This window comes from Mycobacterium sp. EPa45 (assembly GCF_001021385.1).
Classification (GTDB): domain Bacteria; phylum Actinomycetota; class Actinomycetes; order Mycobacteriales; family Mycobacteriaceae; genus Mycobacterium.
Genome location: NZ_CP011773.1, coordinates 3,212,578 through 3,237,374, shown reverse-complemented (window position 1 = coordinate 3,237,374; position 24,797 = coordinate 3,212,578). Strand labels below are relative to the sequence as shown.

Sequence of the window (24,797 nt, the reverse complement as noted above, 5' to 3'; positions counted from 1 at the left end):
CCTATTCTTAACCGCCGCAACGCGATATCAGCGCCGGAGTGCCTCGCACCACCAGCTCGGGGCAGCGTGGCGGCGCCAGTTGGGTCGGCAGAACTCTCTAGGACCGATGGTTTTCCAGGCGCCCGAGCTCATGACGCCATGCGATGGTGTCGTTCAGTGCGCTACCGAGATCAGGAAGCTCTGCTGCGTCATCGTCTGTCAGGTCAGCCAGAGTGCCACCCGCAGAAGCGATCTGAAGCGACAAACGCGAGATGGTGTCGACGCTGATCGCCTGCATCACCGCCCGCTCCACAGTTTCGGCAACGCTAGTCAGACCGTGCGCCCGGAGAATGACCACAGGTCGGCGGCCCATGGCAGCAACCATTTCCTGGGCGAGTTGCCGATTTCGCAACAACACTCCCCGCGGATACACGGGCACGCCACCCGCGGCAAGCCGAAAACCAGGGATGTCGAACGCTCCGACAATCGGTCGGACAGCTAGACCGGCGAGATCGGCGGCAACTACCGCCGCGGGGTGCGCATGCACCACAGCATTGATATCGCTTCGGGCGCGAAGTACCTCGGTGTGCAGCGGCAACTCGTTCGGAGGCTGGTAACCGCCATCGAGTTCTCCTGTGGCACCCTCGGTACCGTCCACCGTGACCAAACGGATGTCCTCTGCGGTGGTGAATGCCAGCCCTTGCTCCCGGGGACCGCGGCATCGGATCAGCAGCCGATCGTCGTCGACGCGCAGACTGATGTGGCCGAGGACGCCTGGCGCCAAGTCGCGCGCCGCAAGGACGCGGCAAGCAAGCGCGATCGCCTTTCGTTCAGGGTCGAATCCCGTTCCCGAAGCGGTGGAGGTCATCGGTCTCACTTCCTTCTCGTCCGTCTGCGTTGGTCGGCGGTTGCTGTGGGCACCGAAGCGCAAGGGGCGCCACGATGAACCTGTTGGGCGACACCAGTGCAGGAATCATCGGCGCCGATCAGCCGACGCCCCCACTGCGAAGTGATCACCGGCTACGCCGCGGTTCGGTGCCTGAACTCAAGCGCCCAGACATCTTCTTGGTGAAATCAACTCTGTTGTACAGAGATTATGGGTTTCCGTGCCGTTGAGTCAACGGAGTAAGGCCGTCGTCGACTGGTCGACAAGCCGCCGACGAACATCGTGTTGGGCTCCTGAACAAGCGTCCACCGGGCGATCGGGCGACCGATGAGGACACACCCGCCGTGTCAGCAGATCTGCCCCGGCTTCAATTCGCCATTGGGAGTGCGTGTTCACGCCTGAGGGGAGACATGATCCGGGTGCCCATCAGTCCACGCGACGGCCATTCCCATCAGGGCGCGGGGGATCGGCTCGTAGACGCTCGCCCACGGGGTGTTGTCGCCGACGCCGCCGACGGCGCATATCCAGGATCTCAGCTCGATGTTGCCACTGTTGAGCAGGTCCTCGCTGGTCAGGTTACTCAGCTCGAAACCATTTCCGGAAGAAAGGAACTCAAGAGTACGGTGATCGAACTCGACGTCAATGGAGCCGTGGACGTGCGGCCCATGGTAGGCCGCCCACGGATAGCCGGCAGTGAAGTGTGACAGCCCACCGGAGGCGTAGAGACCTATCCGCTCGCCTGCTGGGCGGCGTGACCGCACGGCGTCGGCGATTGCGCGGCCGAGAGCGAAGCACCGTTTCGGGGATAACGACGGTGTATGCACAGCATTGAGGAACACCAAGACGACCGGGATTGGGTTGTCTCGGAGGATGTTTGCCACGATTTCGCCGTGTGCGTGTGAGTGCAAGGTGCTGTCACGAAAATCGGTGACTGCGGTGACGTCGAACCCGGCCTCGACGGTATGCGCACTCAGATCCTTACTGAGTTCGGGCGAACTCTTCCAGGGCCGGGAGGCCGGCAGGAATCGGTCAGACACGATGAACCCTTCTCCGGTGTGGATGGCTATCTGGGGCAGTGCCGATCCGTCGAAGTTTTCGTTTTGGTCATCACCGATGATGATCAGACAATCCAGTCGGTCACGTCTGATGTTGTCCCGTAATCGTTGTAGCCCGTTCTCAATGTGCGCGTAACGCGCCGCGGCGGCTTCGAATGGTTCTTCGTATCTCCCCGCAGGGTCAGGTGGTGTCTTGCCGTGACGCAGTGCGTAATTCTGCCGGTTCTTGGTCCGGAAGCCTTCCCAGCGGCCGGGCGGGATGAAAGTGAAGGCATGGGAGGACGCGTATCCCGCTACGATTTCACCCACGACAGCTCCTCTGGCTCAAACCGCAACCTGCTGGGAGACAACGACTTCGCGCGCTTCGCGGGCTGACTGCAGGATGGCGAAACACACTTCCAGGGTGGCGCGGCCCCATCGGCCGTCGTGCTGCACAGGACGGTCTTGGGTGATCGCTTGATGTAGTTCAGCCAACTCGGCGGCCCTCCCACGCATCGTGTGGGCGACCGGTATCTCGTGCAATCCGTTCTGCCCGTAGACGAATAGACCGTCCGGCGACTGTCTGATTGCGCCGTGTTGGCAGCTGACCACAGTGAGGCCGAAGTAGGGGTGGTGCACGATCTCGCCCGGGGCGGAGTAACCCCAAAGCTCCTGCGACTCTTCGGTTGCCGTCGCAGCGCCGTAGCGGCCCTGCTCCTTCTGCGCCTCCAGCGCCGATTCGAGTTGGTCAGAATTCCGGCTGAGCTCAGCGAAGTTGCGGGCGACCCGCTGGTTTGCAAGTGGGCTGCGTCGGCCGCCGTCCTCTGCCACCCAGGAATGCAACTCCGCGACATCGAAAAACGCCCTCGCATCATAGGCGAGGGTGGCCGACACCCCCGATTGGAATTCGAGGTGGCAGGTGTACCCGCCGACGCATTCCCGGACGTCGTCCCAAATTGTCGACGCACGCACAGTGCTGACCAAACCGCCGGCTATCTGCCGTACAACATCGACCTGGTGGGGTCCTTGGTTGAGAACGGGCCCGTCAGTCGAACGCAACTCCGAGGTCGGCCACGGTCGGCGGTTGAAGTCGTTGAAGTTCCAGGTGTTTACCATCAGCAACTCGCCAAGCTCGCCGCTGCGTACCAGTTCGGCCATGGCCCGCACCGGCGCGTCAAAACTGTGTGTATGGCCAGCCATCAGTTTCACGCCTGCAGCGTCTGCCGCATCGACCATCTGCGTGCACTCGTCGACCGACATGGCCAACGGCTTTTCGACGATCATGTGTTTGCCGTAGTGCGCGGCCATCAAGGCATGGTCCCGATGCAGTTCCGGAGGAGTAGCGATGTAGACGACGTCCACGCTCGGGTCGGCGCACAATTGCTCTGCGTCAGTGTAGGTGCGGCCTGCGAACTCGGTGGCGAAGCGGGCGAGAGAGTGGGATCGGGTATCAGCCGCCGCCACAATCCGATACGGCAGCGACGACATGTCGGGGTACTGCTGAAAAATCCTGGCGACGGCCTGACCGATTCCGAGAAATCCTAGGCCCAGCTCGCGTGAAGCGACATCTGTCATGAGCGCCCTATCTGATGGTTGATTGTCAACTCGCGTATTAGAAGAAGATCGAAATCGCTCGTGGGAGAACGCTGTGGGCCAGCGTGATGACGCGGGCGGCCAGCAGCAGACCCGCGTGTTCATCGATCCGGAGAACATCCTGTCGTTTGCCGATGAAAAAGCACTCGTGGCGTCCATGGCGCACGAGAAAGACTATGACGCTGGACCGCACGCCCACCTCGTCGTCGGACACATCGGTGACCAGGATGTCGCTGACTACACGCTGGGTGATCGTGCGTGGTGTCTCTCCCGGGGCGAGCCCGGTGTCGAGTCGGCTGATTCTGAGCTTCAACGACTCGTAGTCGTCGTTGAATAGCAGAAACGGCGGTAGGCCGTCGTCATCGTCCTCCGGATGCGTGCTGGACTCTGGGAACGGCATCGTGTATTTGACGTCCTCTGCCAGCAGCTCCAGCCATTCGTTCAGCCGCACATCATCGAGAAGCATGGTCTCGCGCGCGTAGAATTCATGTATCCGCAGCCGCAGTTCGACGTCCAAAGGGCTGTTCTTCATGATTAGACCGGTTCAGTCATAGCTCGGCGCCAGTGCCGATAGAACTCACGCTGGTAGCTTTCGCTGATCTGCGGTCTGACGTTGCCGGGTAATTCGGTAATTAGCGAGTCCAACGGTTCGACGTCCTCGCCGAGCGAGTAGTTGAACGGCACATCCCGGGCGACTCCCGTAGCGAGGGCGTCGGAAAGTCGTTCGAAATTCTCGTGATCGTCGGGGGTCACGAGACCGGCCGCTGATTGCCGCTGACTCAAGACGAAGACCATGCGCTCCTTGGCCGCGCGGGGCGCGGAATTTTCCACCAGGCACCACTCCCAAACCTCAGTCAACCGAGGCCCGCGAGGCTGCCACATAATGAATCCCCGCCCATAAAAGGCTGTGCCCATGCCGATCATGCTGAAGTTCGGGAAGATATTGGCGACATGAAAACTGTAGGGCTGCACAGGGTATGTGCCCAAGCGCTCATTCTGTCGGCGCTGTCGTTCGGTTAGCCAGTCGACCACTTCCGAACCGAGCGTCTCCGCATGGGCGAGATCATCCTGGTAGAAATTGTCACCGATTGCGAGCTGCAGCAATCCATGGGGCGCGCAGCCATTGAGGACCACACTGTAGTGCTGCCCCTTGTCGATCGAAAAGTCAATGCGGGCCGTCTGCCCGGCGTTCGATAGTGCGGCCACCGATCCGTGAGTGGCTGCGAAATGGTATTGGTCGCCGCCGAAGTTCTCGGCCAACAACTTCCAGTTGACAGGCATGAGATAGCGATGCAAACCCGGAACGACCTGCAGGCCCTTGGGGTCGGTACCGAGTAAGAAGTTGTCGAGGTACCACAGCAGATCCTCACCGAGATATTCTCTCAGCGGCGGCGCCGAGTCATCCCAGCACGCAAAGATGAGGCCTTTGTGCGTAGCCACCCGCGGAGACACCAGACCCATGCTGGACTTGTCGAACTGCGGCCCGTAGACGCTGTCGCTGAGCGGAACACTGCGCAGTCGTCCAGCGGTGTCGTAACTCCAGCCGTGGTAGCTACAGCGAAAGATGTTCGCGTTGCCCTTGTCGAACTGACAGACTTTATTGCCCCGATGCCGGCACTTGTTCAGCAGCACACGAACATTAGATGCCTTGTCCCGGCAAACGATTACGGCGTCGTCGGCCATATAGGTTGTGCGGAAATCGCCGGGGTTGGGAATCATCGACTCATGGCCGACGAAAAGCCATGAACGCTTGAAGACGACCTCGAGTTCGCGCTGGTACACCGCCTCGTCGTAGAACGCGGACGAGTCTATTGTCGCTGCGGACGCTGTCGTGGAACCAATCGTCTCCATCAACGCTGCTTCCTGGATTCGCGGTCACCATTGAGATAATCGGTGAGGATCTGGTTGAACTCGTCCGGCCGCTCCCATTGCGGCCAGTGGCCACAATCCTCCATCAATGCGAAATCAGCGTCGGGAATCAGCGCAGCTGCTTGCTGGCCGAATTCCACAGTAGCCGAGGGGTTGTGACTCGTCCACAGCACCAGAGTGGGCGTGGTCAAGCTGCCCAGTCGCTCAGCGGTGAGATTGTCATCGGCAGTGGCCGCTGAGGGTGGAGCTGTCGCGTTTGTCAACGCCGACCGCGATTCTGCGGTCTGGTAAAGCGCCCATCGCAGCGCCACCAATTCATCGGTCAGGTCGCGCGCGGGCCGGTGGAACAGCCATGCCATTCTCTCACGCACCGTCGCCGGGCTCGGGTCGGCCAGGAATTGCTGGGTGACCCGAGCAAGCTCTGCCCGTCCAGCGGCGGTACGGGCCTCGGCAGAGTCGCCGACCTTCAACATCAACCGCGCGCCGCATACGTAGATCAACCGGTTGACACGTTCGGCGTGTTCCAATGCAGTCCAGGCCGCGATCCACCCTCCTAACGACTCACCCGCCAGGTGCGCTTGGTCGATGCCTTCGGAATCCATGTACCCGACAAGGTGGTCGACATAGTCCTTCCGTTCCGGGGTTGCCGCACACGCACCGGTGAGACCGTGACCCAAAAGGTCGAGTGCATGCACTCGGAAATGACGCGACAGCGCCGTCACGTTACGAGCGAAGGCCTCGGCGTGACCACCTCCCCCGTGCAGGAGAATGAGGTGCGGACCCGTTCCGGCCTGAATCGTCCTGGTTCGGATGCCGGCTACGTCCACGAAGCGTGTCTGCGCTCCAAGCAAACTCACCCAGATTGAATCATGTTGGGGCAATCTCGGGCTTCCTCTCAGCCGCACGACACTAAAGCTATGGGTATCGTACACTACTAGAATATTCACGAATGGACATTTAGGACTCTGTGTAAAAACCCTCAACCCAACGACGGAACCCTGCACACGTCGACCGACGGATGAGGTCAACTCAACCGGGGTTTCAGTGGTCGCTCGATCGGAGCAGAGTTTGTCTGGTCAGACCGGAAATGACGTGCGAGCCTGCGGGTAGCCGAGGGTCTCGGTCGCGTTCGCGGGCAGCTGGCCGGCCAACGCCGTCTACCTACCTGAGAAACCCATCAATAGTCACACCATCACCATGACACGACGTTAAGCCTGTGAAACCCCAAACCGAGATGACAACAACACTGAGACAACCGACCACAATCCGTAAAAGGACAACTTCATTGCGAAAAATGACAACTCCACTGAGACCGGACGACACAAGGCCAGGAGGAGGTGTCCGGTCTCAATGATGTTGTCATCTGGCACCTGCAGAAATGCCAAGTTGATTGAGACGACCGTGGTCTCGTTCGTCTCAATCAACTTGGCATTTCCGTAATGGCGCCGGATTGCCATGCGCTGACGGGGTGAGCCCGCTCGTCGGGGGCCGACGAACGACCCACGTAGAACTGTCGTCGTAGGCCATGAACGTCAGATTCGACCGTCCGCCGCTGATCAACTCGACACGCAGATCACCCGTCACCAGGATGCTGGCACCGATGAGATAGTCGCGCAGCGCTGCACTATCCATTCCCAGCAGTGTCACTTCTGCTCGCTTGCAGCGCGTTTGGCCGCTCCGATGACGCGCTTGGCGATGGCCCAGCGGTGCACCTCGGAGGGACCATCGTAAATCCGGAAGGGCCGCACTTCGCGTGCGAGTCGGGCAAGGGGGAGATCCTCCGAAACCCCCAGGCCACCGCACATCTGGGCGCTGCGGTCCACGATGCGGAAGATCGCCTCGGCGGCATGCGTCTTGGCGATCGATGTCGCGCTCGACGCACGGAAGGCGCGAAGGTTGGTCATCAGCCGGATTGCGTCCGGTCGCCGCGGAGGGGCCTGTCTGTCCCGATACTCCTGGAGAATCAGGTTGCGCAGCTGGTGTGCGGCTGTCCCCGAGAAGTTCCCCTCCCGCTTCACCAGCGCGAAGTGTTCGAGGATGGCGGTGATCTGCGGATCGTGACTGCGGGAGCGGGATGTCATCGAGTGCCTCCTTCCCGCTAGCCGAAAGTTGCTGCGGGACAGGGTGTGGTGCTCCACCGCGTTGGTTTCACGGACGGGTTTGCGCGTCGAGCGCTAAGTCGAACTTTGTGGGGTGGCTTGAGACGAACCCGTCGACCTTGTCCTGTTGCGTGGGTAGTTGTAGGTGGTGGCACTACTCGGCGGGGTCATCGTAAATATGGCGCCGAGGATCGGCGCACCAACCTCATGTAGCGACGAGATTGCATGGGTTAGCTGGTCACGTTTCGTGTGGCCGAACCTTGTAAGGATCAGCACCCCATCGGTATTCGCGGCCACGATCGCTGGGTCCGTCACGGCAAGGAGGGGAGGCGTGTCCAAGACGACGTAGTCGAACTGCACACGCAGTTCGCTGAGTAGGTCGTTCATCCGTGAAGAGCCGAGCAATTCGCTTGGGTTCGGTGGGACAGCTCCTGCAGTGAGGACGGTCAACCCGGGATAGCGGGTCGTTTGGAGCGACTCTTTCAACGTCGTCGCCCCGCTCAGCACCGTGCTCAATCCGGCTTCTCCGGTCAGGCCCAGGTATCGCCGCACGAATGGACGCCGCATGTCGGCCTCGATGAGCGCCACCTTGTAGTGGGCTGCCGCCAGTACTAAGGCGAGATTTATGGCGGTAGTTGTCTTTCCTTCGCATGGCGTCGCACTCGTGATGGTGATTACGCGGGGCGGGTTTTCGATGGCGAGGAATTGCAGGTTTGTTCGAAGCTTGCGATATGCCTCGGCAGATTCCGACCGCTCAGTCTCAAAGGAGATCGCGGCAGCCTGACGGCGGCGCTTGTCGATCGGAATGCTGGCGAATACCCCGACACCGGTGATGCTTTCGAGAGTCTGCCGATCTTTGACGGCGGTGTCGAGTGCGTTGCGGAGAAGTGCGAGTGCAAGTCCTAGAGCCAGCCCCACGCCAAGCCCGGTTGCGATATTCTCTGCGATTCTCGGTATCACCGGATGAGTGGGCGCTGATGCACTTTGGATGATGGTGACATTGCTTCCGGCGCTATTCCCTGGTTCGAGTAGGTGTATCGCCGCCACGAACTCGTCCGATAATGTGTTGGCGATGTCGCGCGCTTGAGTTGGCGTCGGGTCTAAGACTTCTACGTCAACGAGCAGGGTGTCGGGTCGAACGTTCACCTTGACGTTTGTTAAGAGGTCGTCCGGGCTCATGGAGAGATGCAGTCTGTCGATGGTTCTCTGCGCGACGGTCGTCCCTCTCAGAAGCTGCGCATAGGAGGCGGTGCGCTCTGCTTCGAATCGGTTGTCCTGGCCGGCGGTGCCCGACGCGCCTTCCGGTGAAGCGGGCATTAAAAGGGTGGCTGAGGCCAGGTACAGGGGGGTCGTCAGCCAAGTGATGGCGAAGGCTCCCATGCCGCAGAGGAGAATTGGTACACAAATCGCGATCCACCGAGTGCGGAGCAGTTTGAAAAATGTGGCGACTGCAGTCGCGGCGCGGTTTGGGCGGGTGACCGTTGGCCGTGACCAGGTCGAGTCGGCTCGGCTGGGCGCGTTGCGGCCAGGAGCAGGTGAAGCGGTGCTGCCGGCCGGTGGAAAGTCTCGCGATTGGTCATCTGTCGCGATATCCGATGATGAGGGCTCTGCGGTCGCGGGGGCGTGGCCGGTAGGTCCGCTGGTGGCTGAAGGGGGGCGGCTCCATACGTAGTAGACAACAACGCTCACGACAGAGAGAGCTGCGACGACCACACCACCGACGACGAGCGGTTCGAACGGATTCATGGGCGTGTTGCGATGGTGACGGTGGCGAGGCCTGTGACGACCGTCGTGCAGAACAGCCAGACTGAGGAGCTGCTTACTTGGCTAGCGGGAGTTTGTGCTGAAACACTTACGTAGCCAGCGGTGTTGAGTGCGAGCGTGATTGCGGCGAGCCCGGCGCTAACGACGAGAAGGATGGCCCGAACGGAGCTCACTGGGCGCTTTCCATCCTCGAGTGCTGCGGTGAGTACCTCGGCGAAAAGTCCAGCGCCGAGAACTGCGCTTGTGATGAACAGCTCGCCGGCTCCCAGCGTTGTGTCCAGGCCGAAGCCTTTGCCTTCAAGGCTGTGTCTGAATGCATCGATCGCCAATGGTGTTAAGCCGAATACAGCGGCAAACAGCAGCCAGCTGATAACTCGAATCGACACGGCTCGCGCTCTCGGCATAGGGAAAGTATGCCGGAATCTTGGCGGCTCACGGCTTGGTTGCCCGACCTTTCTGCACATCGTTTCTGCGCATCGTTGACTTGGCAGTTGCCCGGTCTCAATCGCGTTACCATCCCCCGCATGCAGAAATGCCATCGTCAGTGGCGGTTGCGCGGCGACTGTCATGGGCTGGCCGGTTGTCCCAGGTTCGAGCGACGCTGGGCACTCAGTTGACCGAAGATGATCGAGCAGACGCGAGGATGGCGCTTGGAACCATCAAGTTCTACAAGTCCGACAAGGGTTGGGGCGCAATATCATCGCCTGAGTTACCGCCCGTCCTGGACGCGTTCATTTCATTCGCTGACATCACAGGACAAACGGGCTTCCGAGAGTTCGCCGCCGGAGACCACGTTGAATTCGACTACCGGGAGGCCCGTCAAGACAGCTTCCAGTTCGTGGCGACATGGGCCCGACGAGTCGGCGATGCCGCCGACGATGATCCGTCCTAGCCCCCGCGGGCGAGGCCGCGCTTGGGGCCGTTGACCACTCGGTAGCCAGCCTCGGGGCGCAATGCGTCGCGGCGTGCGGACGACAGGTCTGGTCAAGACGGACGGCAGAGGTCATTATTGCCTTCGCCAGCAATCTCTCATCCGTGTTCGAAAGCCTGTTTCCTCCAACAGGTTTGGCTAGCCCTGGCGATCCCGCACCAGTCAAGGACATGCAAGGGCTAGTTCGTCCCGTCGATAGTGTTGATGGTGCGTATCGGGGCTAAGGCAAGCTTTCCGATTACCTCGTGGGGCCGGGACAGGAGTGTGCACATCTGCCGAAAGGTGTGGTGGTAGGCGATGGGGTCATCGGTGTGGGGGAGGGCACCGCGGAATCGGCGACGTACTTGGTCGTTGATGTCGGGGAGATATTCTGCTTCCAGCGTGGCCTTGAGTTCCCGCCAAATCTGTTCGTGCTGGCCGTTGTAGCTGTCGAGTTGCTCCACCATGGCTTCGATGCGGAGGCGTTCTGGGTGTGCGGGATCGGGAAACGAGCTTGGAAGAGTCTCGGGGAACCGTAAAGCCATGCGATCGACCCCGGCGGTGTCGGGGCGAAGGGGCGCGATTCGCGCCAGGGCGGTGCGTGCGTGCGCGGCTGCGGCCGCGGCGTCAGGTGTTTCGGTGCCCAGCGACGCGATGGGAATTTCAATGCTGGACACCGTGGCGATCACTGCTGGGTCGATTGCCACCGAGATCGACCCGTTGGCCTCGTCGGTGTTGACGTAGCGGGCAGCGCGCGCGCCGTCGCGTTCGTGAAGCATCGACAGGGGGACGACGCCCACCCAGTCGCCCAGCTCCTCGCCGACGCCAGGGGTGAGATCGCCTGGCCTTAGCTGGATCCGAACACGGTGCAGCCAATATCGGACCGGCGGGCCGTCGTGGCGGTCCTCGTCCTGGCGTCGCCGCAGCATGTTCTCGATCGTGGCCTCGTAGGTGCCGATATGCAGAGCCCGCGAGGTGTGCTGTTCGAGGAGCTGTTGCGCACTGAGCCCGCCGAGAGCGGGCGATCGGAGAATCAGCGCTCTGACGTGGGCGGTGTATGCCTCAGTGTCTGGCCACTTCTGGTAAGGGCTGGTGTGATACCAGTACAACCCGTCGACGTCGTCATCAGGTAGCGCAACGTCGTTGGGGTTGCCCAGGACCGGGTCCAGGGCGGTGACCTCAACTTCGGTACCGCACTGACACCGGGAAAAGTCCGCCGGCTGGGTGCCGCTCGTCTGGCGTTCGTAGAGGTCGGCGGCGATCTCGACGCGCCGCCCGCATTCAACACAGCTGAACCAGTAGCTGAAATTGAAGCCCGTGAGCGGCTGCTCGACGCCCTCCTCCATGCGCCCATCTTCCCACCTGGCGGAATATGCAGTGCCACAGGGGTTCCGCGGTTGGCTGCTGGACGAGGAGGCGGCCCGTTTGGCGGCGGGGGCCAGGCGGTTGATGAGATCGCGGTGGGGTAGCGGAAGGGATAGCTGACATCCAGTGGGCCTCGCCACCCTCGGGGTCACCCGAACCAGCCCAGCTTGGTGATGACGTCGGTGACCGCCAGCGCCGCCGACGCCCCGCCGGCCGCCCATCGCCACTTTGCCGACCGCGAGGGAGGCTGGGTGGTTGGCAGGAGCAGGCGGTACCGCAGGGTCACCATCCAACCCGCTCGGGCCACTCGCTCGAGCTCGCTGGGCTCATCGTCATGCTTCGCCATGCACGCATGCTGCGCCGTAGCGGCCTCTGAATTCTTGGGCCATGTGGGTAAGCGCTGGCGGCTGTCAGGGTGGCCGGTGGCGGCTCGTAGACATACTCATATAACCTCATCAGGTATATGCCGCCAGCGCATACCCCGTTAGGAGCTACCCATGAATTCTCGGCGCTTCCACATGAAGATCGGCATGGATGTCGTGGAGGCGGCCGGCGCGAAGCGGGAGCAGTGGGACCGCGAGACGAAAGCGGCCATTCAGCAGGCCCGTAGCGTTAGGATGCGGCGCCGCGAGAAGCTCGATACCCAGGCGGCGGCGATCACCCGCGCCACCGCTAAGTACGAACAGCTGGACGACGAGAACGACCACCCGGAGGTCCGGATACGGAAACGCTTCGTGCGTTTGGCCAGCGCACGGCCGCCCCGGGAAGACGATCCGCAGCCCAAGACCGCGAGAGAGTTGGTGAAGGCCGACGTTGATTCCCGGCCACCGCTGAGCAGGCTGCTGTACCGGCCCAGTAATGCGCTGCAGGTGTATCTGAGCCTGATCTACATCGCCCATCTGGAATTTGAGCCCGGTGCGCGGTGGGCGAATGAGCGCGATAACACCGGCGTGGGTGGCTGGGGTGAGCTGTGCGGGCTGCTGGCGCCTTCTGTCCCGAACCGTGAGCTCAATCTGCGCATGACTCGGGCGTTGGCCAAGCTGGCAGATCATGACCTGGTGGGCGTCGGGGCGTGGAAGAGCAGGAGCAGGTTCGACGGGTTCAGCCTCTATCGCGAGGACCTCTCTCGGAAGCCCTATCTCGTCCCGGCCGCCGAGGAGTCAGTGATTCTGCCGGCGGGCTTCTTTCGGGCGGGGTGGCATCTGGTGCTGACCGGGGAAGAGATGGCGACACTGTTGGCGGTGATTGCCCAGTGGGGGCGGCCGCGGTCCCGCAAGGATGCTGATGGTGTGGCGTTGCCTCAGCTGGTGCGGTGGCAGTTCTACGGTCTGGCTCCCGAGGCGTTCGCCGCACGCCACGAACTGGAAGAGTTTGGGTTGATCGACATGGTCGACCCGATGGATCGGACGGACGGAAAGCTGTCGGCGACTCAGCGCCAGGCCGACGTGCTGCGCGCACCGCGCATCACACCCAAGCTCGACGAGGTCGATTTCTCACGCAAGGCCATCGACGTGGTCGCCGCGGCGCTGAAGAAGCCGCTGCCGCCCCGCTGGGTCGACAGGGCCACGGCCTTGCGGCTCCTCGACAACAGCGGCAGGTGGCAGGAACCGGGTTCGCCGTGACGCGCCGCGCCCGGAGAGGCCGCGATGAAGCTGGCGCTTCTCGTTCCAGCGCCTGCATCAGCAGGCAGGATTGTTTTCATGACCAGACCGCAGGTATGGGTGTCGGCGACGTCGCCGGACATCGACTTCGACGGCGCCACCCCCGGCAGTCACTGGCAGCTCGTGGGGGAAATCGACTCCATGCAAGAGAGCGCTTTCTTCACCTACATCCAGGTGTTCATCGTCGGGCGCCGAACGGTGAAGGGGCCGCCCGAGTTCTACCTCGACGGTGACCGCGACAGCGAGTGGGTCCAGCAGGCCAAGGCTCAGCCCCCGTTTTGGGTCGCGATCGACCCCTGGGGGCAGATGCGCGCCAGCATCCACGGCGCACACCCCACCTATCTGGTGAGCAAGGCCAAGGCCAAGGTGACATCCCTGGTGCGTCGCCCACCGGAGCCGCATCCTGGCCGGACCGACAGACCGATCAAGGTGCCGATCAAGCTCACGCGGGTCGATCGTGAAGTGTTCACCCGCTGGCGTCAGCCCGGCACGTAGTCCGGCGGCGATCGGTTGTCGGCTGCCTAGGATCCGAGATCGAAAAGGCGGCGTTCGATCACGTCGGGTGTGGTGTTGTGCTTGTCGGCCATGTCTTCGCTTAGGTCGATGTAGCGCAGATAGTCCTCAACCGTTGCTCGCCACGGCTGCTGAGTGACTCGGGCGAGACCTTCAATTACGTTGTCGTGCATGATAAGTGGCGGCGACATGTGAGGTTTCGCATCGTAACCGGCGAAGTACATCAGCTTGGTGAAATATGACGGGCCCAGGCCGGAAATCCATAGCCGTTGGTGTCGACATAGTGCCCGGTAGGTGCTGGCTGGCCCCCCAAACCGTAAAAGGACAACTTCACTGCGAAAATGACAACTGCACTGAGACGACGACCGTGGTGGTGGTGGTGTGGTAATATCTAGGTATATGTCGTTATGTCAGGACAACCTGACATAATGTGGCTTATCGGCAAAACCTGGACCTCGATCAACCCGGAGCGCCGCATCTCTCACCAAGTTTTGGCGTGCACACTGCTGCTGGACGAACGCAATCGCTTCGGGACCGCGCCGCTCGCGATGCCGCCGCCGCTGGGTGAACGGAATCGCTCCGAAACACGCGGCGTCCTCGGTTCCAGGCTTGCCGAAGTCCAAGGTCAAATCACCAATTCGTCACCGTGACGTTTATGCAGCCGCGCACACGTGCGTCGGCCGTGTGCAAGCCCGGCTTCCCGGACCAGTGGCCTGGCGGGCCGGCGGGGTTCGAAAGCTCTCGCACGGCTTTGCCCGCACGGTTCGACCCCACTCGCGGATACCTCTGCCCCTGCTCCATCCGGGACCGCATGGGTCATTACGTCACAGTGACATAATGACCCATGCCTGACTGGACCCGCAATACGCGAATAGTTCAGTCGCACAGTGCTTTAGCACAATAGCCTTACGGGGGCAGCCTCGCCTGCGGAAGGAGTTGCTTCGTGTTCAGTGGCCCGATCGACGATCGCCTCGCCATCCGGGAACGCTTCGACAGCTACAGTGATGCGGTCACCCGGCAGGATCTCGACGACTACCTGGACTGCTGGACCAACGACGGTGAACGGTATGGCAGCGGTGGCGAGTGTCGCGGCCTCGACGAGCTGCGCACGCACTGGCGTGGCATTTGGAAAGCCCTGTCGCACATGGCATTCATGACTCAGATCGGGGCGATCGTCGTCGACGGAACGACCGCGACCGCGCGGTCCTACTGCTTGGAGCAGCTGCGCTTTCACGACGGAACAACACGCCAGCTCGTCGGGGCCTATGACGATGAACTGCGTCGCGTCGACGGGGTGTGGCGATTCAGTGTGCGCCGCTACCGCGTCCTCATCGAGGACACCGGCGCCTAAGGGCGAAGGCTGCGCAACGTGCTCTTCACGAATTTCTTGAGCATCACGTCGCGCGCGGCACCCGTATCCCTGGCGCTGATGAGTACCGCATGCAGTCCGATGAGGAAGAAGGCGGCACCGTCGTAAGCCTCGACGTCGTCGTAGAGTTCGCCGCGGATTCGGGCCCGTTCGATCTCGGCGGCCAGCAAGACGAAGGTCGGGTGTCTGCTCCACCGTTCGTCTCGGGCAAGCTCCGGTGAAAAGTAAAGGCTGATCACATCCCGGAAAAGCGCTGCACCCCAGCGAGTTTCGAGCTCGACGACCAGCCTGATGACTTCCTCGAAAACCGCACCCAGGTCATGCCGGGCCTCCAGGAATCGGCTGAGTTCCTCACCGAGGAATTCTTCGTCACGGCGGATCAGCTCAAGCAGGACATGCTCTTTGGTCGGGAAGTGAAAATAGAAGGTGCTTCGGGCAACGCCGGCGGCTTCGACGATGGCGTTGATATCCGCCGAACTCGCACCGGCCCGCTGAAACTCGACGATGGCGGCGTCCAGAACCCGCGCGCGCGTCCGACGACGCTGGGCTTCGCGGCTCGTCGCGGTCTCTCGCACCGTCCCATTGTGCAGCACCGTCCGTACTCATCGACAGATGTCACTCGAAATTGATCAATCTCCCAGATAGAGGCCTACGGGCGGTAAGAATTCGTTGTCATTTGTCAGCGAGCGTGCTACAAAAAGCTCGATGAACACCAAGGGCCAGCGCATTCTGTTGTGGACCGCTCCGCCGGCGGCGGCCCTGCTGGCGCTGGCCTATCTGTTGTTTCCGGTCTTCTCCCCGCCGCTCTCCCCGACGCTGTCGCCCGACGAAGTGGCGGCGTTCTTCCGCGACAATGCCACCGGTGTCCTCGGCGTCGCGATCCTGTGCAACCTCATCGCCGGTTCGCTGATCCCACTCTTCGCGGTGACCGCGGTCCAGATCTCCCGTGTCGCAACTTCGAGCGTGGTGTTGACCTACGCCTACATCATCTGCGTCGGCGTCGGAACGACCGCCTTCATCTTGGCCGACTACTGCTGGGGCATGGCCGCTTTCCGGCCCGACCGCGATCCCGAGCTTGTCAGCCTGCTCAACGACATGGCGTGGTTCTTCTTCATCGCGCCGGTCGGCACCATCATCGTGCAGAACCTGTGTTTCGCCCTGAGCGTGTATCTCGACGAGCGACCGGACCCGATCTTTCCGCGCTGGGCGGCGCATTTCAACGTCGCGACCGTCCTGCTGCTTGCTCCGAGCGCGTTCTCGATCCTGGTCAAGACCGGTCCACTGGCGTGGAACGGCGCTCTGTCCTTCACCTTGCGCCTGGTGACATTCGCGGTCTACATCGTGGTGATGTTCTTGGTTCTCCTGCGTGCGGTGAACAACCAGGGCAGTGAGCGGGAAGTGTTGGCATGACCGGCCTGTCCACGGCTCCCCCGGCCGGGCGCGCCCCGTCGCGACGCAGGAACCGCAAGCTCGACCAATGGATCACCTTCTGGAGCGTGCCGTTCTTCTTCAACGTCTTCGGATTGGTGTTCGTCCCGCTGAGCTGGATGATGCCGCCGAGGTCGCCGAGCGCGACCACGCCGGACATCGTCGCGTTCATGCAGTCGCACAACCTGCTCGTCGCCTGTGTCCTTCTGACGCTGTCCTATGGGCTCGCGCCGGTGTCGAATGCGGTCTATCTGATGCAGATCAAGCGGATGTCGGTCAGTCCCGCGTTCCGCTACACGTTGATGATGGGCGCCATCACCGGTGCGATCGTCGGCATGCTGTTCCCGATGTTCTGCTTCGGCCTTGGCGCATTCCGCCCCGGCTACAGCCCGGCCGTGATGTCGATGCTCTACGACTTCGGATACCTGGCTTTCATCGGATCCCTCGGCTGTTTCTGCGTGATGTGGATGGCGTTCGGTCTTGCCATCCTCCTCGACAAGAACAACGTCCTGCCGAAGTGGCTGGGCTACTACACCGTCTGGCAATACATGACAGAGCTGATGGCCGCCCCGGTCTGGATCAACAAGTCGGGGCCCTTCGCGTGGAACGGCCTGATGACCTTCTGGTTCACGATGGTGCTGTACGTCTCCTGGCAACTCGTCGTCTACACCTGTATCTACCGGTCGATCAAGAGGCAACCGGACGCAGAGCTGGACACGGCCGAGTTGCACACCAGCCCGGTCGATACCCGCACCGGGGCGACCGCGTGACCAATGTTGCGCAGAACCGTGCCGACGACCTGAGCGGCTCCCAGCGAGACGTCGACGCCGCGCGTGGGCATGTGCCCGGTGACCCGAGCATGTGGTTCTTCGTCATCGGTGATCTGCTGATCTTCGGCATCTACTTCGTCGGCTACATTTATTTCCGCGGCCAGAGTCCCGATCTCTTCCTGCAGAGCCAGGCTCGGCTCAACGTGGACATCGGCGCGGTCAACACCGTTGTGCTGCTGACCAGTTCACTTTTTGTAGTCCTGGGTACCACCGCGGCGCGCGCAGGCAATGCACCGGATGCACTGCGCCGCTTCGTCGTTGCGCTGACGCTCGGCGCCGCCTTTCCGGTGTTGAAGGTGTTCGAATGGGTCCCCGAGATCACCGCAGGTATCACGCCCGGGACCAACCTGTTCTTCATGTTCTACTTCGTGATGACCGGTCTGCACCTGTGTCACGTTCTGCTGGGCCTCATCATCCTGTGCTTCGTGATCCGCAATCTGAAAACAGCTGCTAGGCCGAAGATCTCATTCGTCGAGACCGGTGCCACGTACTGGCACATGGTCGACGTCTTGTGGTTGGTCCTGTTCGCCGCGTTCTACTTGATGAGGTAACGATGACATCGGTGATCCGTAATCCGCTGACCTTCGTCTGGGCGCTGCTCACCGCGGTCACGGTCGTGTCATGGTTGGTCTCCCGCGATGGCGGAGCCGCCCACCAGCTCAATTCGACGGTCACCACCGTGGTCCTTCTGATCGCGGCGGTGAAGGCGCAGTTGGTGATCTGGCACTTCATGGAAGTCCGTCGCGCGCCGGCGTGGCTGAAGGCCATCACCAGCGGATGGGTGGTCGTGGTCTTCGCGGCGATGCTCGGCGTGTACTTCGCCGGTGTCTAGCGGCGTCGGTCCGCCACAACTCGAACGAGGTCGACTTCGGCGCTCGGCTACCCGCGTTTACCCGACCGCGACTTCGACGACAGGTTCAGTTCAACCGCAGACGCAATGAGGGCCGCAAGGGCTTCTTCCTCGATGGCGTCGCCCTCGTGAAAATCGATGGCGCGGCGGGTGTTCCCCTCCAGACTGGAATTGAACAGGTTCGACGGATCCGGCAGCGACGCGCCTTTGGCGAACGTCATCTTGACCGCCGTCTTGTATGTCTCACCCGTGCAGATCATTCCGGCATGTGACCACACCGGCACACCGCGCCACTTCCACTCCTCCACCACGTCCGGATCGGCACGTTTGATCACGGCACGGATCTGCGCCAGCGTCTCGCCGCGCCAATCATCGAACTCGGCGATTCGGGCATCGATCCGCTGCGAAGCGGTGAGGTTGTCGTCAGCCATATCTCCATCATGGTCATCGGCACCGCGATTTTGTATTCCGGGTCACAGAGAGTATCTTTTCCCGCGGCCCAGAATCGTTTCGGAAAGCATGAAGATGCCTACTCATTACAGAACGCGCGGCTTCTCCACCCGTCCGCAACGTAGTCTTCGCACCCATCACGTCCTTCGGCCGATGGCCGGCCAGTGCTTCGAAATCGACATTCGGTTCGAAAGCAATCGGTGGCTGATCCGCATTCCGGAGATCAACGATGCGACCGAGGCGACGACACGGGACAAGGTCGAATTGGCCGCCCGCGAGTGCATCGCCACCCGCACCGGGATCCCGATCGGCTACATCTCCGTCTGGACTCGCGACTGATCTTAATCCCGTTGCCTGGCAACGGGAGCTGAGCCGGTCAATGAGCAGCGGGCCGGAACAACGGTATCCACACCCGGGTGTCTTCCCCGCCTGACAGCCCGGTCCAGTCTTCGAAGAACACTTCCACCTCGAGCCCGATGCGCATGTCCGCCGGCTCGATGTCCACGACATTGGTGATCAGCCGAACGCCGGGCTCCTCGGCAATTTCCACCATAGCCACGATGTAGGGCGGCTCGAATCCGGGAATCCATGGCTGCCGGTCGACGCTGAACGCCGCCACGGTCCCCCGCCCGGACACCTTCTCCGGTGCGACATCGGTGCTGCGGCAGCGCCAGCACGCGGGTCCGGGCGGGTGAAAGAAGTGTCCGCAGGCGCGGCAGCGGCTGATCAGTAGGTTTCCGTCGCGTCCCCCGGTCCAGAACGCCTCGGATTCGGGGGTGGGACTGGGCGCGAGCCGCAGATCCGGCCGTTGATAGCTCATCGGCTGCTCACCAACATCGAACCCGCGACGGGTCCGCCGCCGACACCGACCGCGACGACCTCCGGGGTGCGTGGCGCCTGACGTTCGCCGCCCTCCTCCCACAGCTGCACGCAGGCCTCGTGCAGGAAACCCATACCGTGCAGGCGTCCGCCCGACAGCTGGCCGCCGCTGGTGTTCAGCGGTAACTCGCCGTCAAGGGCGATCCGCCCACCGCCCTCGATGAATTCACCGACCCGCCCGTGCTCGCAGAATCCGAGTGCCTCCAACCACATGACGGTCAGGAAGCTGAAGCCGTCGTACAACTGGGCCATGTCGACGTCACCCGGTCGCAGCTCGGTGTGCTCCCACAACGTGGCGGCCGAGTCGTGGGCGGCCATCGTAGTCAGGTCGAAACGCTGTTCCCACGTTGGTCTTTCGAACATGCCCGGGCCGACGGATTCGACGGTCAGCGGCCGGCGGGGCAATCCGCCGCTGGCGTCCCTGCGGGAGACGATGACCGCGGTGGCGCCGTCGCAGGGAACATCGCAGTCGTACAGGCACAACGGTTCCGAGATCATCCGCGCGGACAAATAGTCCTCCATCGTCAGTGGGTCGCGGTAGACGGCGTCAGGGTTGCGACCCGCGTTACGACGGGCGTTCAGCGCGATCGCGCCGAGTTGCTCACGGGTGAGCCCGAAGTCGTGCATGTACCGCTGGGCAGGCATCGCCAGCCAGTTGGCCGCCGACAGCGCGCCGAACGGCGCGGTCCACTCCATCTGCGGCGGCAACTTTCCGCCACCGCCGAGCAACACCGAGGCGTGCCCCCCACCGGCTTGCTGCGCCGCCGTCGACTCCCATACCGACCGGAACACCACCACATGGTTGGCCAGCCCGAGGGTGACGGCCATGCAGGCTTCGATCACCGGTCCGATCTGCCCCGCGGTCTCCAGCCCGGACATGTACCACCTGCTGCGCAGCCCCAGGGCGGTACGCACTTCGGTGACGTTGGCACCGGAGAAGCCCGGGTTACCGGCTACCGCGCCCGGATAGCTGGCAATGCCGTCGACCTCGTCGACATCCAGCCCGGCGTCGGCGATCGCCCGCAACACCGCTTCGACGGTCAGTTCCAGTCCGGTGCGGCCCAGGCGGCGCCCGACCTGCGACTTGCCGGCTCCGGTGATGACGGCCTTGCCGTCGAACGGCCCGCGTGTCACCGGCGACTGCCCTCGGTCTGCGCGGCAACGAGGTCCGCGAGCCGCGACACCTCGGCTTGCAGGCTCTCGATGTGGGCGACGGTGGCGGCTTGCTGCGCGCTGTCCTCCGCCGCGACCCGCTGCACGATCCAGCTTGCGATGGTGGCAGTGATCGCACCGACCATGCTGATCCCACCGATCATGAGCAGTGCGGCGACGACCCGCCCCAGGACGGTCACCGGATACAGGTCGCCGTAACCGACGGTGGTGATCGTGGTGACTGACCACCACACGGCATCACCGAAGCTCTTGATGTTGGCTCCGGCCACAGGTCGTTCAACTTGCAGCACTGCCAGCGATGCCGCGTAAACCAGGAGGACCGCACTGAATGCGGTATACGCCACCACGCGGCCCCGGATCGCGTCGCCGACCGCACGCTGCAGGGCACCGACGAGCGCGACGAGTCGCAGCAGGAGTAGCGGACCCATCAGCGGCAACACCACGATCACAAGATCGAGCAGGTGGCGGACGAACCACCGCGTCCGATGTTCGGCCAGGACCAGACGCGCGACATAGTCGAGGAGGAAGGGCAGGTAGAGCACGAACAGCAGCCCGTGGATGATGTGCGCGCTCAAGCCGTGTGGTTGAGCCAGCACCTTGACCGAGAACAGCGCGAGAAAGACCCCGGCGCATGCCGCCAGCGGCCACTCTGCCAGCCCCTCCCACCGCTGCTGCCGCGAGGCGTAATCCGTTGTCTCGTCGGCTATCTCACGATCAACGATCGTCACGATCCGGAGGCCTCCTCCTGCTTGCGCGGAACCTGCCGGGCCCGCATGGTCTGGTCGGTGACTCCCAGCGCGATCAGGATGTCGATCGCGGTGATCACCAGCCCCCAGTAGTACATCCACCGGACCGTCGGGTCGGGTTGCACAGCGAAGTACACGATCAGAAAGATCGGCCCCACGATGCCGAACACGAAGCACATCGCCTGAATCTTGAGGTACACCAGGAACGTTTCCATCGTCACTGCTCACCGCGGGCGACGGGCCGGTCCGGATCGGAGCTCCATTGCGACCAGGACCCCGGGAACAGCGCCGTGTCCCGCCCCGCCGCAGTCAACGCCGCGACGGCCACCGCGGCGGTGATCCCCGACCCGCAGTACACACCGATCGGCTCTCCGGGCTCGATGCCGCGCTCGGTCAGCAGCCCAGCCAGGGCGGTGCCATCGAGAAAAGTCTCCTGCTCGCTGAGCAGCATCGTGCTCGGCAGGTTGCGCGCCCCGGGGATGTGCCCGGCCACCGGGTCGACGGGTTCCACCTCGCCACGGAACCGCTCCGGCGCGCGGGCGTCGAGCAGCGGCCCGTTGCTGACCTCATCGGCGGTCAGCGTGGGTAAGGCGCCGGCGTAAAGGTCCTCGTATGCCACCGTGACGTCGCCCGGTGCGGGATCCACCGAATCGGTTTCCACCGGTCCACCCGCTGCCTTCCATGCCGACCAGCCACCGTCGAGGATGCGCACGTCCGCTACGCCCGCCGCCGTCAGCACCCACCAGGCCCGCGCCGAGCCCGCCCGGTTCCAATCGTCGTAGACGACGACCGGGCACCCGTCGCGGACACCCCAGCGGCGCGCGGCGGCCTGCACCGCCGACCCCGACGGCAGCGGATGCCGCCCGCGGCCCGTCACCCTGTGGTCGGTCAGCTCGTCGTCCAACGAGACGTACACCGCACCGGGCACGTGCCCCTGCAGGTAGCGCTCCCGCCCATCTGGTTCACTCAAGGTCCAGCGCACATCCAACACGGTCACCGGTTCACCGGCCGCCAAGCGGTCGACCAACGCTGCAGCGGTGATCAGCACGTCAGCGCGCCCCGTCATCGAGTCTCCGTTCGTCGTCAGCCGGCACCGATGATCATGCCCGGCGCATCCGTCCAAGCCGGCACCAGGTGATCAACCTGAGAAGAACCTGAAATCGAGTAGTGCACTACGCGTGCGCGCGTCGATATCGGCCCGCTAACTTTGCTACAGCATCAGTCGAAACACGGATTCCGCCGGGGGCGCCGGAATCGCCTGATGGCTCGCACCACCGCTTTGGGGGGTGTGGTGCGAGTACCGGGCGGCGCTGGGGAAGGTGTCAAAGCCTTCCCCGGCGCCCGTGGTCTTTTCGGGACTTCGCCGCGCCGCGGCCGACGGTAGGGTCGGCCGGATGACGTCTCCTGCGGCATTGACCGCCGACGGCCGGCCGCGCGTCCGCGGCCTCGGCGTTTCCCTTCCCGGCGACCCCGGCCCACTCAACGCGATCACCGACGTGCCCGGCGTCGAGGTCGGAGTCGCGACTCTGGTGGCCGGCGACGCGGTCCGGACCGGTGTGACGGCGATCCTGCCACGCGGCCGGTCCGGACTCGGCCAGCCCTGCGCGGCCGGATGGTTTTCGCTCAACGGCAACGGCGAGATGACCGGCACGACCTGGATCGAGGAGTCCGGTGCGTTCAATCTTCCTGTGCTGCTGTCGAATACGCATGCGGTCGGGGCCTGCCATACGGGCGTGATCTCCTGGGTCAACCGGGTCGACCCGGTCCTGGCGCGGCAGTGGCTTTTGCCGGTGTGCGCTGAAACCTGGGACGGCTACCTCAATGACATCAACGGTGGGCACGTGCGACCCGAGCATGCCGAAGCGGCCCTGGACACAGCCACCGGGGGCCCGGTGCCGGAGGGCTCAGTCGGCGGCGGTACCGGGATGAACTGTTATGAGTTCAAGGGCGGCAATGGAACCGCGTCCCGGCTGGTCCGCTACGCGAGCCATACCTTCACGGTGAGCGCGTTCGTCCAGGCGAATTTTGGTGCGCGCCGGGAGCTCACCGTGGCCGGGCGTCACATCGGGCCCCACCTGGACGTCGAGAACCCCTTGGACGGCGACTGGTTCGAGCGTGATCTCAACCGGCCGCCGCCCGGCGCGGGTTCGGTGATCGCGGTGATCGCGACAGACGCGCCGCTGCTACCCGGGCAGTGCAAGGCACTCGCCCGGCGGGTACCGCTGGGGCTGGCCCGCACCGGCACCACCGGCAGCCACTTCTCCGGCGATATCTTCCTGGCTTTCTCCACGGCTGACGCACCGGATCTTGCCAGCCGGTTCCCCATCGGCCCGGTTGCCGATGACGAGTTCGGTCACGTGAGGTTCCTGCCGTGGGGCCGCATGGACGACCTCTACGCGGCTGTCGTACACAGCGTCGAGGAGGCCGTGCTCAATGCGTTGGTGGTCAACGCCGACATGGTGGGCCGTGCGGGACACCGCTCCCCGGCACTACCGCACGATCAACTGCGCGCGCTGCTGTGACTCAGACGCTCAATTTCGGTATCGAACCCGGCGCGCTGAAGTCGATCTGAGCCGCCGGATTGGCGATCGCAGTGACCAGACCGGTCCCGAACGGGCCCGCATCGTCGAACAGCGTCCCGGTACCGACCGAGATACCGTCCGATACCCAATGCGAATCACCCTGCACGCCAATGTGTTCCGACCGTGGCAGCCGGGACAGCGCGACCGTGAGATCACCGTTGATGTAGCCGATGCCCTTGGTACCGAGGTTGCTCACCAGGCTGGTCGCCTCGGCGACGACGACAGTGCGGACGAACGGCGTGATGTCGTGACCGGCGACCACGTCGATCGGGCTGTGGTAGACGCGTTTGCGCGACGCGTTCTGGTGGGCTGCTCCGTCGGCGATCCAACCGACGTCGTCGCTGCCGATGAAAAAGGCATGCTGCTCGCCGTTCGAGGGCGGGGTGAAAACGGCGTCAGCGAACCATTCCTCGCCGGGCGGTGGTTCGGAGAACCGATACTGCACCAGGGTCGCCCGCGCGACAATCACGTCACCCTGGATGACGTCGCACTCCGAATTGCGGATCCGGCGACCGTCGCGAATCAGCCGCGAGCGGACCGTCGTCGGCACTCGCCGCGCCGCCTTGAACAGGTCGACGGTGAGGCGCGCCGGCAGGAACTCGGGCAGCCCGAACCGCTGCTCCAGATTGAACGCCGCCAGGCTGACTACCGCGGGCCCGTTGAGCATGTCGTCGCCCCAGCGACTTCGGGCGTTCTCCGTCGGATGGAACATGCCGTCGGGATCGGATATGAAATGCGCCGGTCGGGTGGCCATCCGGGCATCCTCGCACAGCCCCTCCGGTGTCGGGCGGCCGGTGTTTAGACGACATAATCAACG

General features: G+C 63.2%; 30 protein-coding genes and 2 pseudogenes. 11 read left to right on the top strand and 21 right to left on the bottom strand.

All coding sequences use genetic code 11. The features are described 5' to 3' along the window. Positions 1-97: 97 nt before the first annotated feature. From AB431_RS15445 to AB431_RS30430, 10 genes and pseudogenes are all read right to left on the bottom strand, one after another. A complete protein-coding gene (locus AB431_RS15445) occupies positions 98-847 on the bottom strand; it encodes a class II aldolase/adducin family protein (RefSeq protein ID WP_047330671.1) in 750 nt (249 codons plus the stop codon). Positions 848-1,257: 410 nt separating this feature from the next. Continuing rightward, entirely contained in the window at positions 1,258-2,229 is a 972-nt protein-coding gene (locus tag AB431_RS15440) for an extradiol ring-cleavage dioxygenase (protein ID WP_047330670.1), read from the bottom strand. 15 nt (positions 2,230-2,244) lie between these two features. After that, positions 2,245-3,474: a Gfo/Idh/MocA family protein gene (locus AB431_RS15435; RefSeq protein ID WP_047330669.1), complete on the bottom strand. Its 1,230-nt coding sequence runs from the start codon at positions 3,472-3,474 to the stop codon at positions 2,245-2,247. A gap of 37 nt (positions 3,475-3,511) precedes the next feature. Continuing rightward, positions 3,512-4,009, bottom strand: a complete 498-nt coding sequence (locus AB431_RS15430) for an aromatic-ring-hydroxylating dioxygenase subunit beta (protein ID WP_235435678.1) — start codon at positions 4,007-4,009, stop codon at positions 3,512-3,514. Between the two features lie 17 nt (positions 4,010-4,026). Then, entirely contained in the window at positions 4,027-5,343 is a 1,317-nt protein-coding gene (locus tag AB431_RS15425; RefSeq protein ID WP_047330667.1) for an aromatic ring-hydroxylating dioxygenase subunit alpha, read from the bottom strand. Then, the gene (locus AB431_RS15420) at positions 5,343-6,242 is read right to left on the bottom strand and encodes an alpha/beta fold hydrolase (RefSeq protein WP_047330666.1); all 900 of its coding nucleotides are present in this window, start codon (positions 6,240-6,242) and stop codon (positions 5,343-5,345) included. Before AB431_RS15420 ends, AB431_RS15425 begins: the two co-directional genes overlap by 1 nt. A gap of 574 nt (positions 6,243-6,816) precedes the next feature. Continuing rightward, positions 6,817-6,993: pseudogene (locus tag AB431_RS29990) on the bottom strand (phosphotransferase family protein); the annotation flags it as partial. 11 nt (positions 6,994-7,004) lie between these two features. Beyond that, positions 7,005-7,241: pseudogene (locus AB431_RS30820) on the bottom strand (acyl-CoA dehydrogenase family protein); the annotation flags it as partial. Positions 7,242-7,535: 294 nt separating this feature from the next. After that, entirely contained in the window at positions 7,536-8,840 is a 1,305-nt protein-coding gene (locus AB431_RS15405) for a polysaccharide biosynthesis tyrosine autokinase (RefSeq protein ID WP_158423541.1), read from the bottom strand. Between the two features lie 362 nt (positions 8,841-9,202). After that, positions 9,203-9,628 carry a hypothetical protein gene (locus AB431_RS30430; protein ID WP_144418269.1) on the bottom strand — a complete coding sequence of 142 codons (426 nt, stop codon included), beginning with the start codon at positions 9,626-9,628 and terminating at the stop codon, positions 9,203-9,205. Between the two features lie 239 nt (positions 9,629-9,867). Between AB431_RS30430 and AB431_RS15400 the strand changes: the two genes are divergently transcribed. Further along, a complete protein-coding gene (locus AB431_RS15400) occupies positions 9,868-10,116 on the top strand; it encodes a cold-shock protein (protein ID WP_047330663.1) in 249 nt (82 codons plus the stop codon). A gap of 218 nt (positions 10,117-10,334) precedes the next feature. Here the strand turns inward: AB431_RS15400 and AB431_RS15395 are convergent, their stop codons facing one another. Both AB431_RS15395 and AB431_RS15390 read right to left on the bottom strand, forming a co-directional pair. Then, positions 10,335-11,480, bottom strand: coding sequence for a hypothetical protein (locus AB431_RS15395; RefSeq protein ID WP_047330662.1), 1,146 nt, complete (start codon positions 11,478-11,480; stop codon positions 10,335-10,337). Positions 11,481-11,647: 167 nt separating this feature from the next. Continuing rightward, a complete protein-coding gene (locus AB431_RS15390) occupies positions 11,648-11,845 on the bottom strand; it encodes a hypothetical protein (RefSeq protein WP_047330661.1) in 198 nt (65 codons plus the stop codon). 151 nt (positions 11,846-11,996) lie between these two features. Here AB431_RS15390 and AB431_RS15385 point away from each other — a divergent pair, with 151 nt between their 5' ends. Together AB431_RS15385 and AB431_RS15380 are read left to right on the top strand one after the other, a co-directional pair. Next, entirely contained in the window at positions 11,997-13,121 is a 1,125-nt protein-coding gene (locus AB431_RS15385) for a hypothetical protein (RefSeq protein ID WP_144418268.1), read from the top strand. Between the two features lie 78 nt (positions 13,122-13,199). Beyond that, positions 13,200-13,655 carry a hypothetical protein gene (locus AB431_RS15380; protein ID WP_047330659.1) on the top strand — a complete coding sequence of 152 codons (456 nt, stop codon included), beginning with the start codon at positions 13,200-13,202 and terminating at the stop codon, positions 13,653-13,655. 26 nt (positions 13,656-13,681) lie between these two features. On the opposite strand, the gene AB431_RS31585 is transcribed toward AB431_RS15380, so the two are convergent. Then, positions 13,682-14,062, bottom strand: coding sequence for a hypothetical protein (locus AB431_RS31585; protein ID WP_082135687.1), 381 nt, complete (start codon positions 14,060-14,062; stop codon positions 13,682-13,684). 39 nt (positions 14,063-14,101) lie between these two features. On the opposite strand from AB431_RS31585, the gene AB431_RS15370 reads away from it, so the two are divergent. Together AB431_RS15370 and AB431_RS15365 are read left to right on the top strand one after the other, a co-directional pair. Further along, positions 14,102-14,323 carry a hypothetical protein gene (locus tag AB431_RS15370; RefSeq protein WP_047330658.1) on the top strand — a complete coding sequence of 74 codons (222 nt, stop codon included), beginning with the start codon at positions 14,102-14,104 and terminating at the stop codon, positions 14,321-14,323. Positions 14,324-14,616: 293 nt separating this feature from the next. After that, the gene (locus tag AB431_RS15365; RefSeq protein WP_047330657.1) at positions 14,617-15,024 is read left to right on the top strand and encodes a nuclear transport factor 2 family protein; all 408 of its coding nucleotides are present in this window, start codon (positions 14,617-14,619) and stop codon (positions 15,022-15,024) included. Here the strand turns inward: AB431_RS15365 and AB431_RS15360 are convergent. Further along, positions 15,021-15,617, bottom strand: a complete 597-nt coding sequence (locus tag AB431_RS15360; RefSeq protein WP_235435676.1) for a TetR/AcrR family transcriptional regulator — start codon at positions 15,615-15,617, stop codon at positions 15,021-15,023. The two genes, AB431_RS15365 and AB431_RS15360, sit on opposite strands and share 4 nt — an antisense overlap. A gap of 130 nt (positions 15,618-15,747) precedes the next feature. Here AB431_RS15360 and AB431_RS15355 point away from each other — a divergent pair, with 130 nt between their 5' ends. The 4 genes from AB431_RS15355 to AB431_RS15340 are packed head-to-tail and all read left to right on the top strand — an operon-like array spanning position 15,748 to position 18,132. Continuing rightward, entirely contained in the window at positions 15,748-16,452 is a 705-nt protein-coding gene (locus AB431_RS15355) for a hypothetical protein (RefSeq protein WP_047330655.1), read from the top strand. Continuing rightward, the gene (locus AB431_RS15350) at positions 16,449-17,240 is read left to right on the top strand and encodes a hypothetical protein (protein ID WP_047330654.1); all 792 of its coding nucleotides are present in this window, start codon (positions 16,449-16,451) and stop codon (positions 17,238-17,240) included. The genes AB431_RS15355 and AB431_RS15350 overlap by 4 nt, the downstream gene beginning before the upstream one ends. A gap of 29 nt (positions 17,241-17,269) precedes the next feature. Next, positions 17,270-17,851: a cytochrome c oxidase subunit 3 family protein gene (locus tag AB431_RS15345; protein ID WP_047333454.1), complete on the top strand. Its 582-nt coding sequence runs from the start codon at positions 17,270-17,272 to the stop codon at positions 17,849-17,851. A gap of 2 nt (positions 17,852-17,853) precedes the next feature. Continuing rightward, positions 17,854-18,132 carry a cytochrome C oxidase subunit IV family protein gene (locus tag AB431_RS15340; protein WP_047330653.1) on the top strand — a complete coding sequence of 93 codons (279 nt, stop codon included), beginning with the start codon at positions 17,854-17,856 and terminating at the stop codon, positions 18,130-18,132. Positions 18,133-18,179: 47 nt separating this feature from the next. Here the strand turns inward: AB431_RS15340 and AB431_RS15335 are convergent, their stop codons facing one another. Then, on the bottom strand, positions 18,180-18,581 hold the full coding sequence (locus tag AB431_RS15335; protein ID WP_047330652.1) for a DUF1801 domain-containing protein: 402 nt from the start codon (positions 18,579-18,581) through the stop codon (positions 18,180-18,182). Between the two features lie 172 nt (positions 18,582-18,753). Here AB431_RS15335 and AB431_RS15330 point away from each other — a divergent pair, with 172 nt between their 5' ends. Then, positions 18,754-18,939 carry a hypothetical protein gene (locus tag AB431_RS15330; protein ID WP_047330651.1) on the top strand — a complete coding sequence of 62 codons (186 nt, stop codon included), beginning with the start codon at positions 18,754-18,756 and terminating at the stop codon, positions 18,937-18,939. Positions 18,940-18,976: 37 nt separating this feature from the next. Here AB431_RS15330 and AB431_RS15325 read toward each other — a convergent pair whose 3' ends face one another. The 5 genes from AB431_RS15325 to AB431_RS15305 are packed head-to-tail and all read right to left on the bottom strand — an operon-like array spanning position 18,977 to position 22,464. Continuing rightward, positions 18,977-19,420 carry a Zn-ribbon domain-containing OB-fold protein gene (locus AB431_RS15325; protein ID WP_047330650.1) on the bottom strand — a complete coding sequence of 148 codons (444 nt, stop codon included), beginning with the start codon at positions 19,418-19,420 and terminating at the stop codon, positions 18,977-18,979. Beyond that, the gene (locus AB431_RS15320; RefSeq protein ID WP_047330649.1) at positions 19,417-20,613 is read right to left on the bottom strand and encodes a thiolase family protein; all 1,197 of its coding nucleotides are present in this window, start codon (positions 20,611-20,613) and stop codon (positions 19,417-19,419) included. Before AB431_RS15320 ends, AB431_RS15325 begins: the two co-directional genes overlap by 4 nt. Next, complete coding sequence (locus AB431_RS15315) at positions 20,610-21,374, bottom strand: potassium channel family protein (RefSeq protein ID WP_369803068.1); 765 nt, start codon at positions 21,372-21,374, stop codon at positions 20,610-20,612. The genes AB431_RS15320 and AB431_RS15315 overlap by 4 nt, the downstream gene beginning before the upstream one ends. A gap of 2 nt (positions 21,375-21,376) precedes the next feature. Further along, positions 21,377-21,613, bottom strand: coding sequence for a hypothetical protein (locus AB431_RS15310; protein ID WP_047330648.1), 237 nt, complete (start codon positions 21,611-21,613; stop codon positions 21,377-21,379). Positions 21,614-21,615: 2 nt separating this feature from the next. Further along, positions 21,616-22,464 (bottom strand): sulfurtransferase, encoded by an 849-nt coding sequence (locus AB431_RS15305; RefSeq protein ID WP_047330647.1) that lies wholly within the window; start codon positions 22,462-22,464, stop codon positions 21,616-21,618. Between the two features lie 328 nt (positions 22,465-22,792). Between AB431_RS15305 and AB431_RS15300 the strand changes: the two genes are divergently transcribed. Next, positions 22,793-23,920, top strand: a complete 1,128-nt coding sequence (locus AB431_RS15300) for a P1 family peptidase (RefSeq protein ID WP_047330646.1) — start codon at positions 22,793-22,795, stop codon at positions 23,918-23,920. 1 nt (position 23,921) lies between these two features. On the opposite strand, the gene AB431_RS15295 is transcribed toward AB431_RS15300, so the two are convergent. Further along, positions 23,922-24,734 (bottom strand): acyl-CoA thioesterase domain-containing protein, encoded by an 813-nt coding sequence (locus AB431_RS15295; protein ID WP_047330645.1) that lies wholly within the window; start codon positions 24,732-24,734, stop codon positions 23,922-23,924. Positions 24,735-24,797 lie beyond the last annotated feature (63 nt).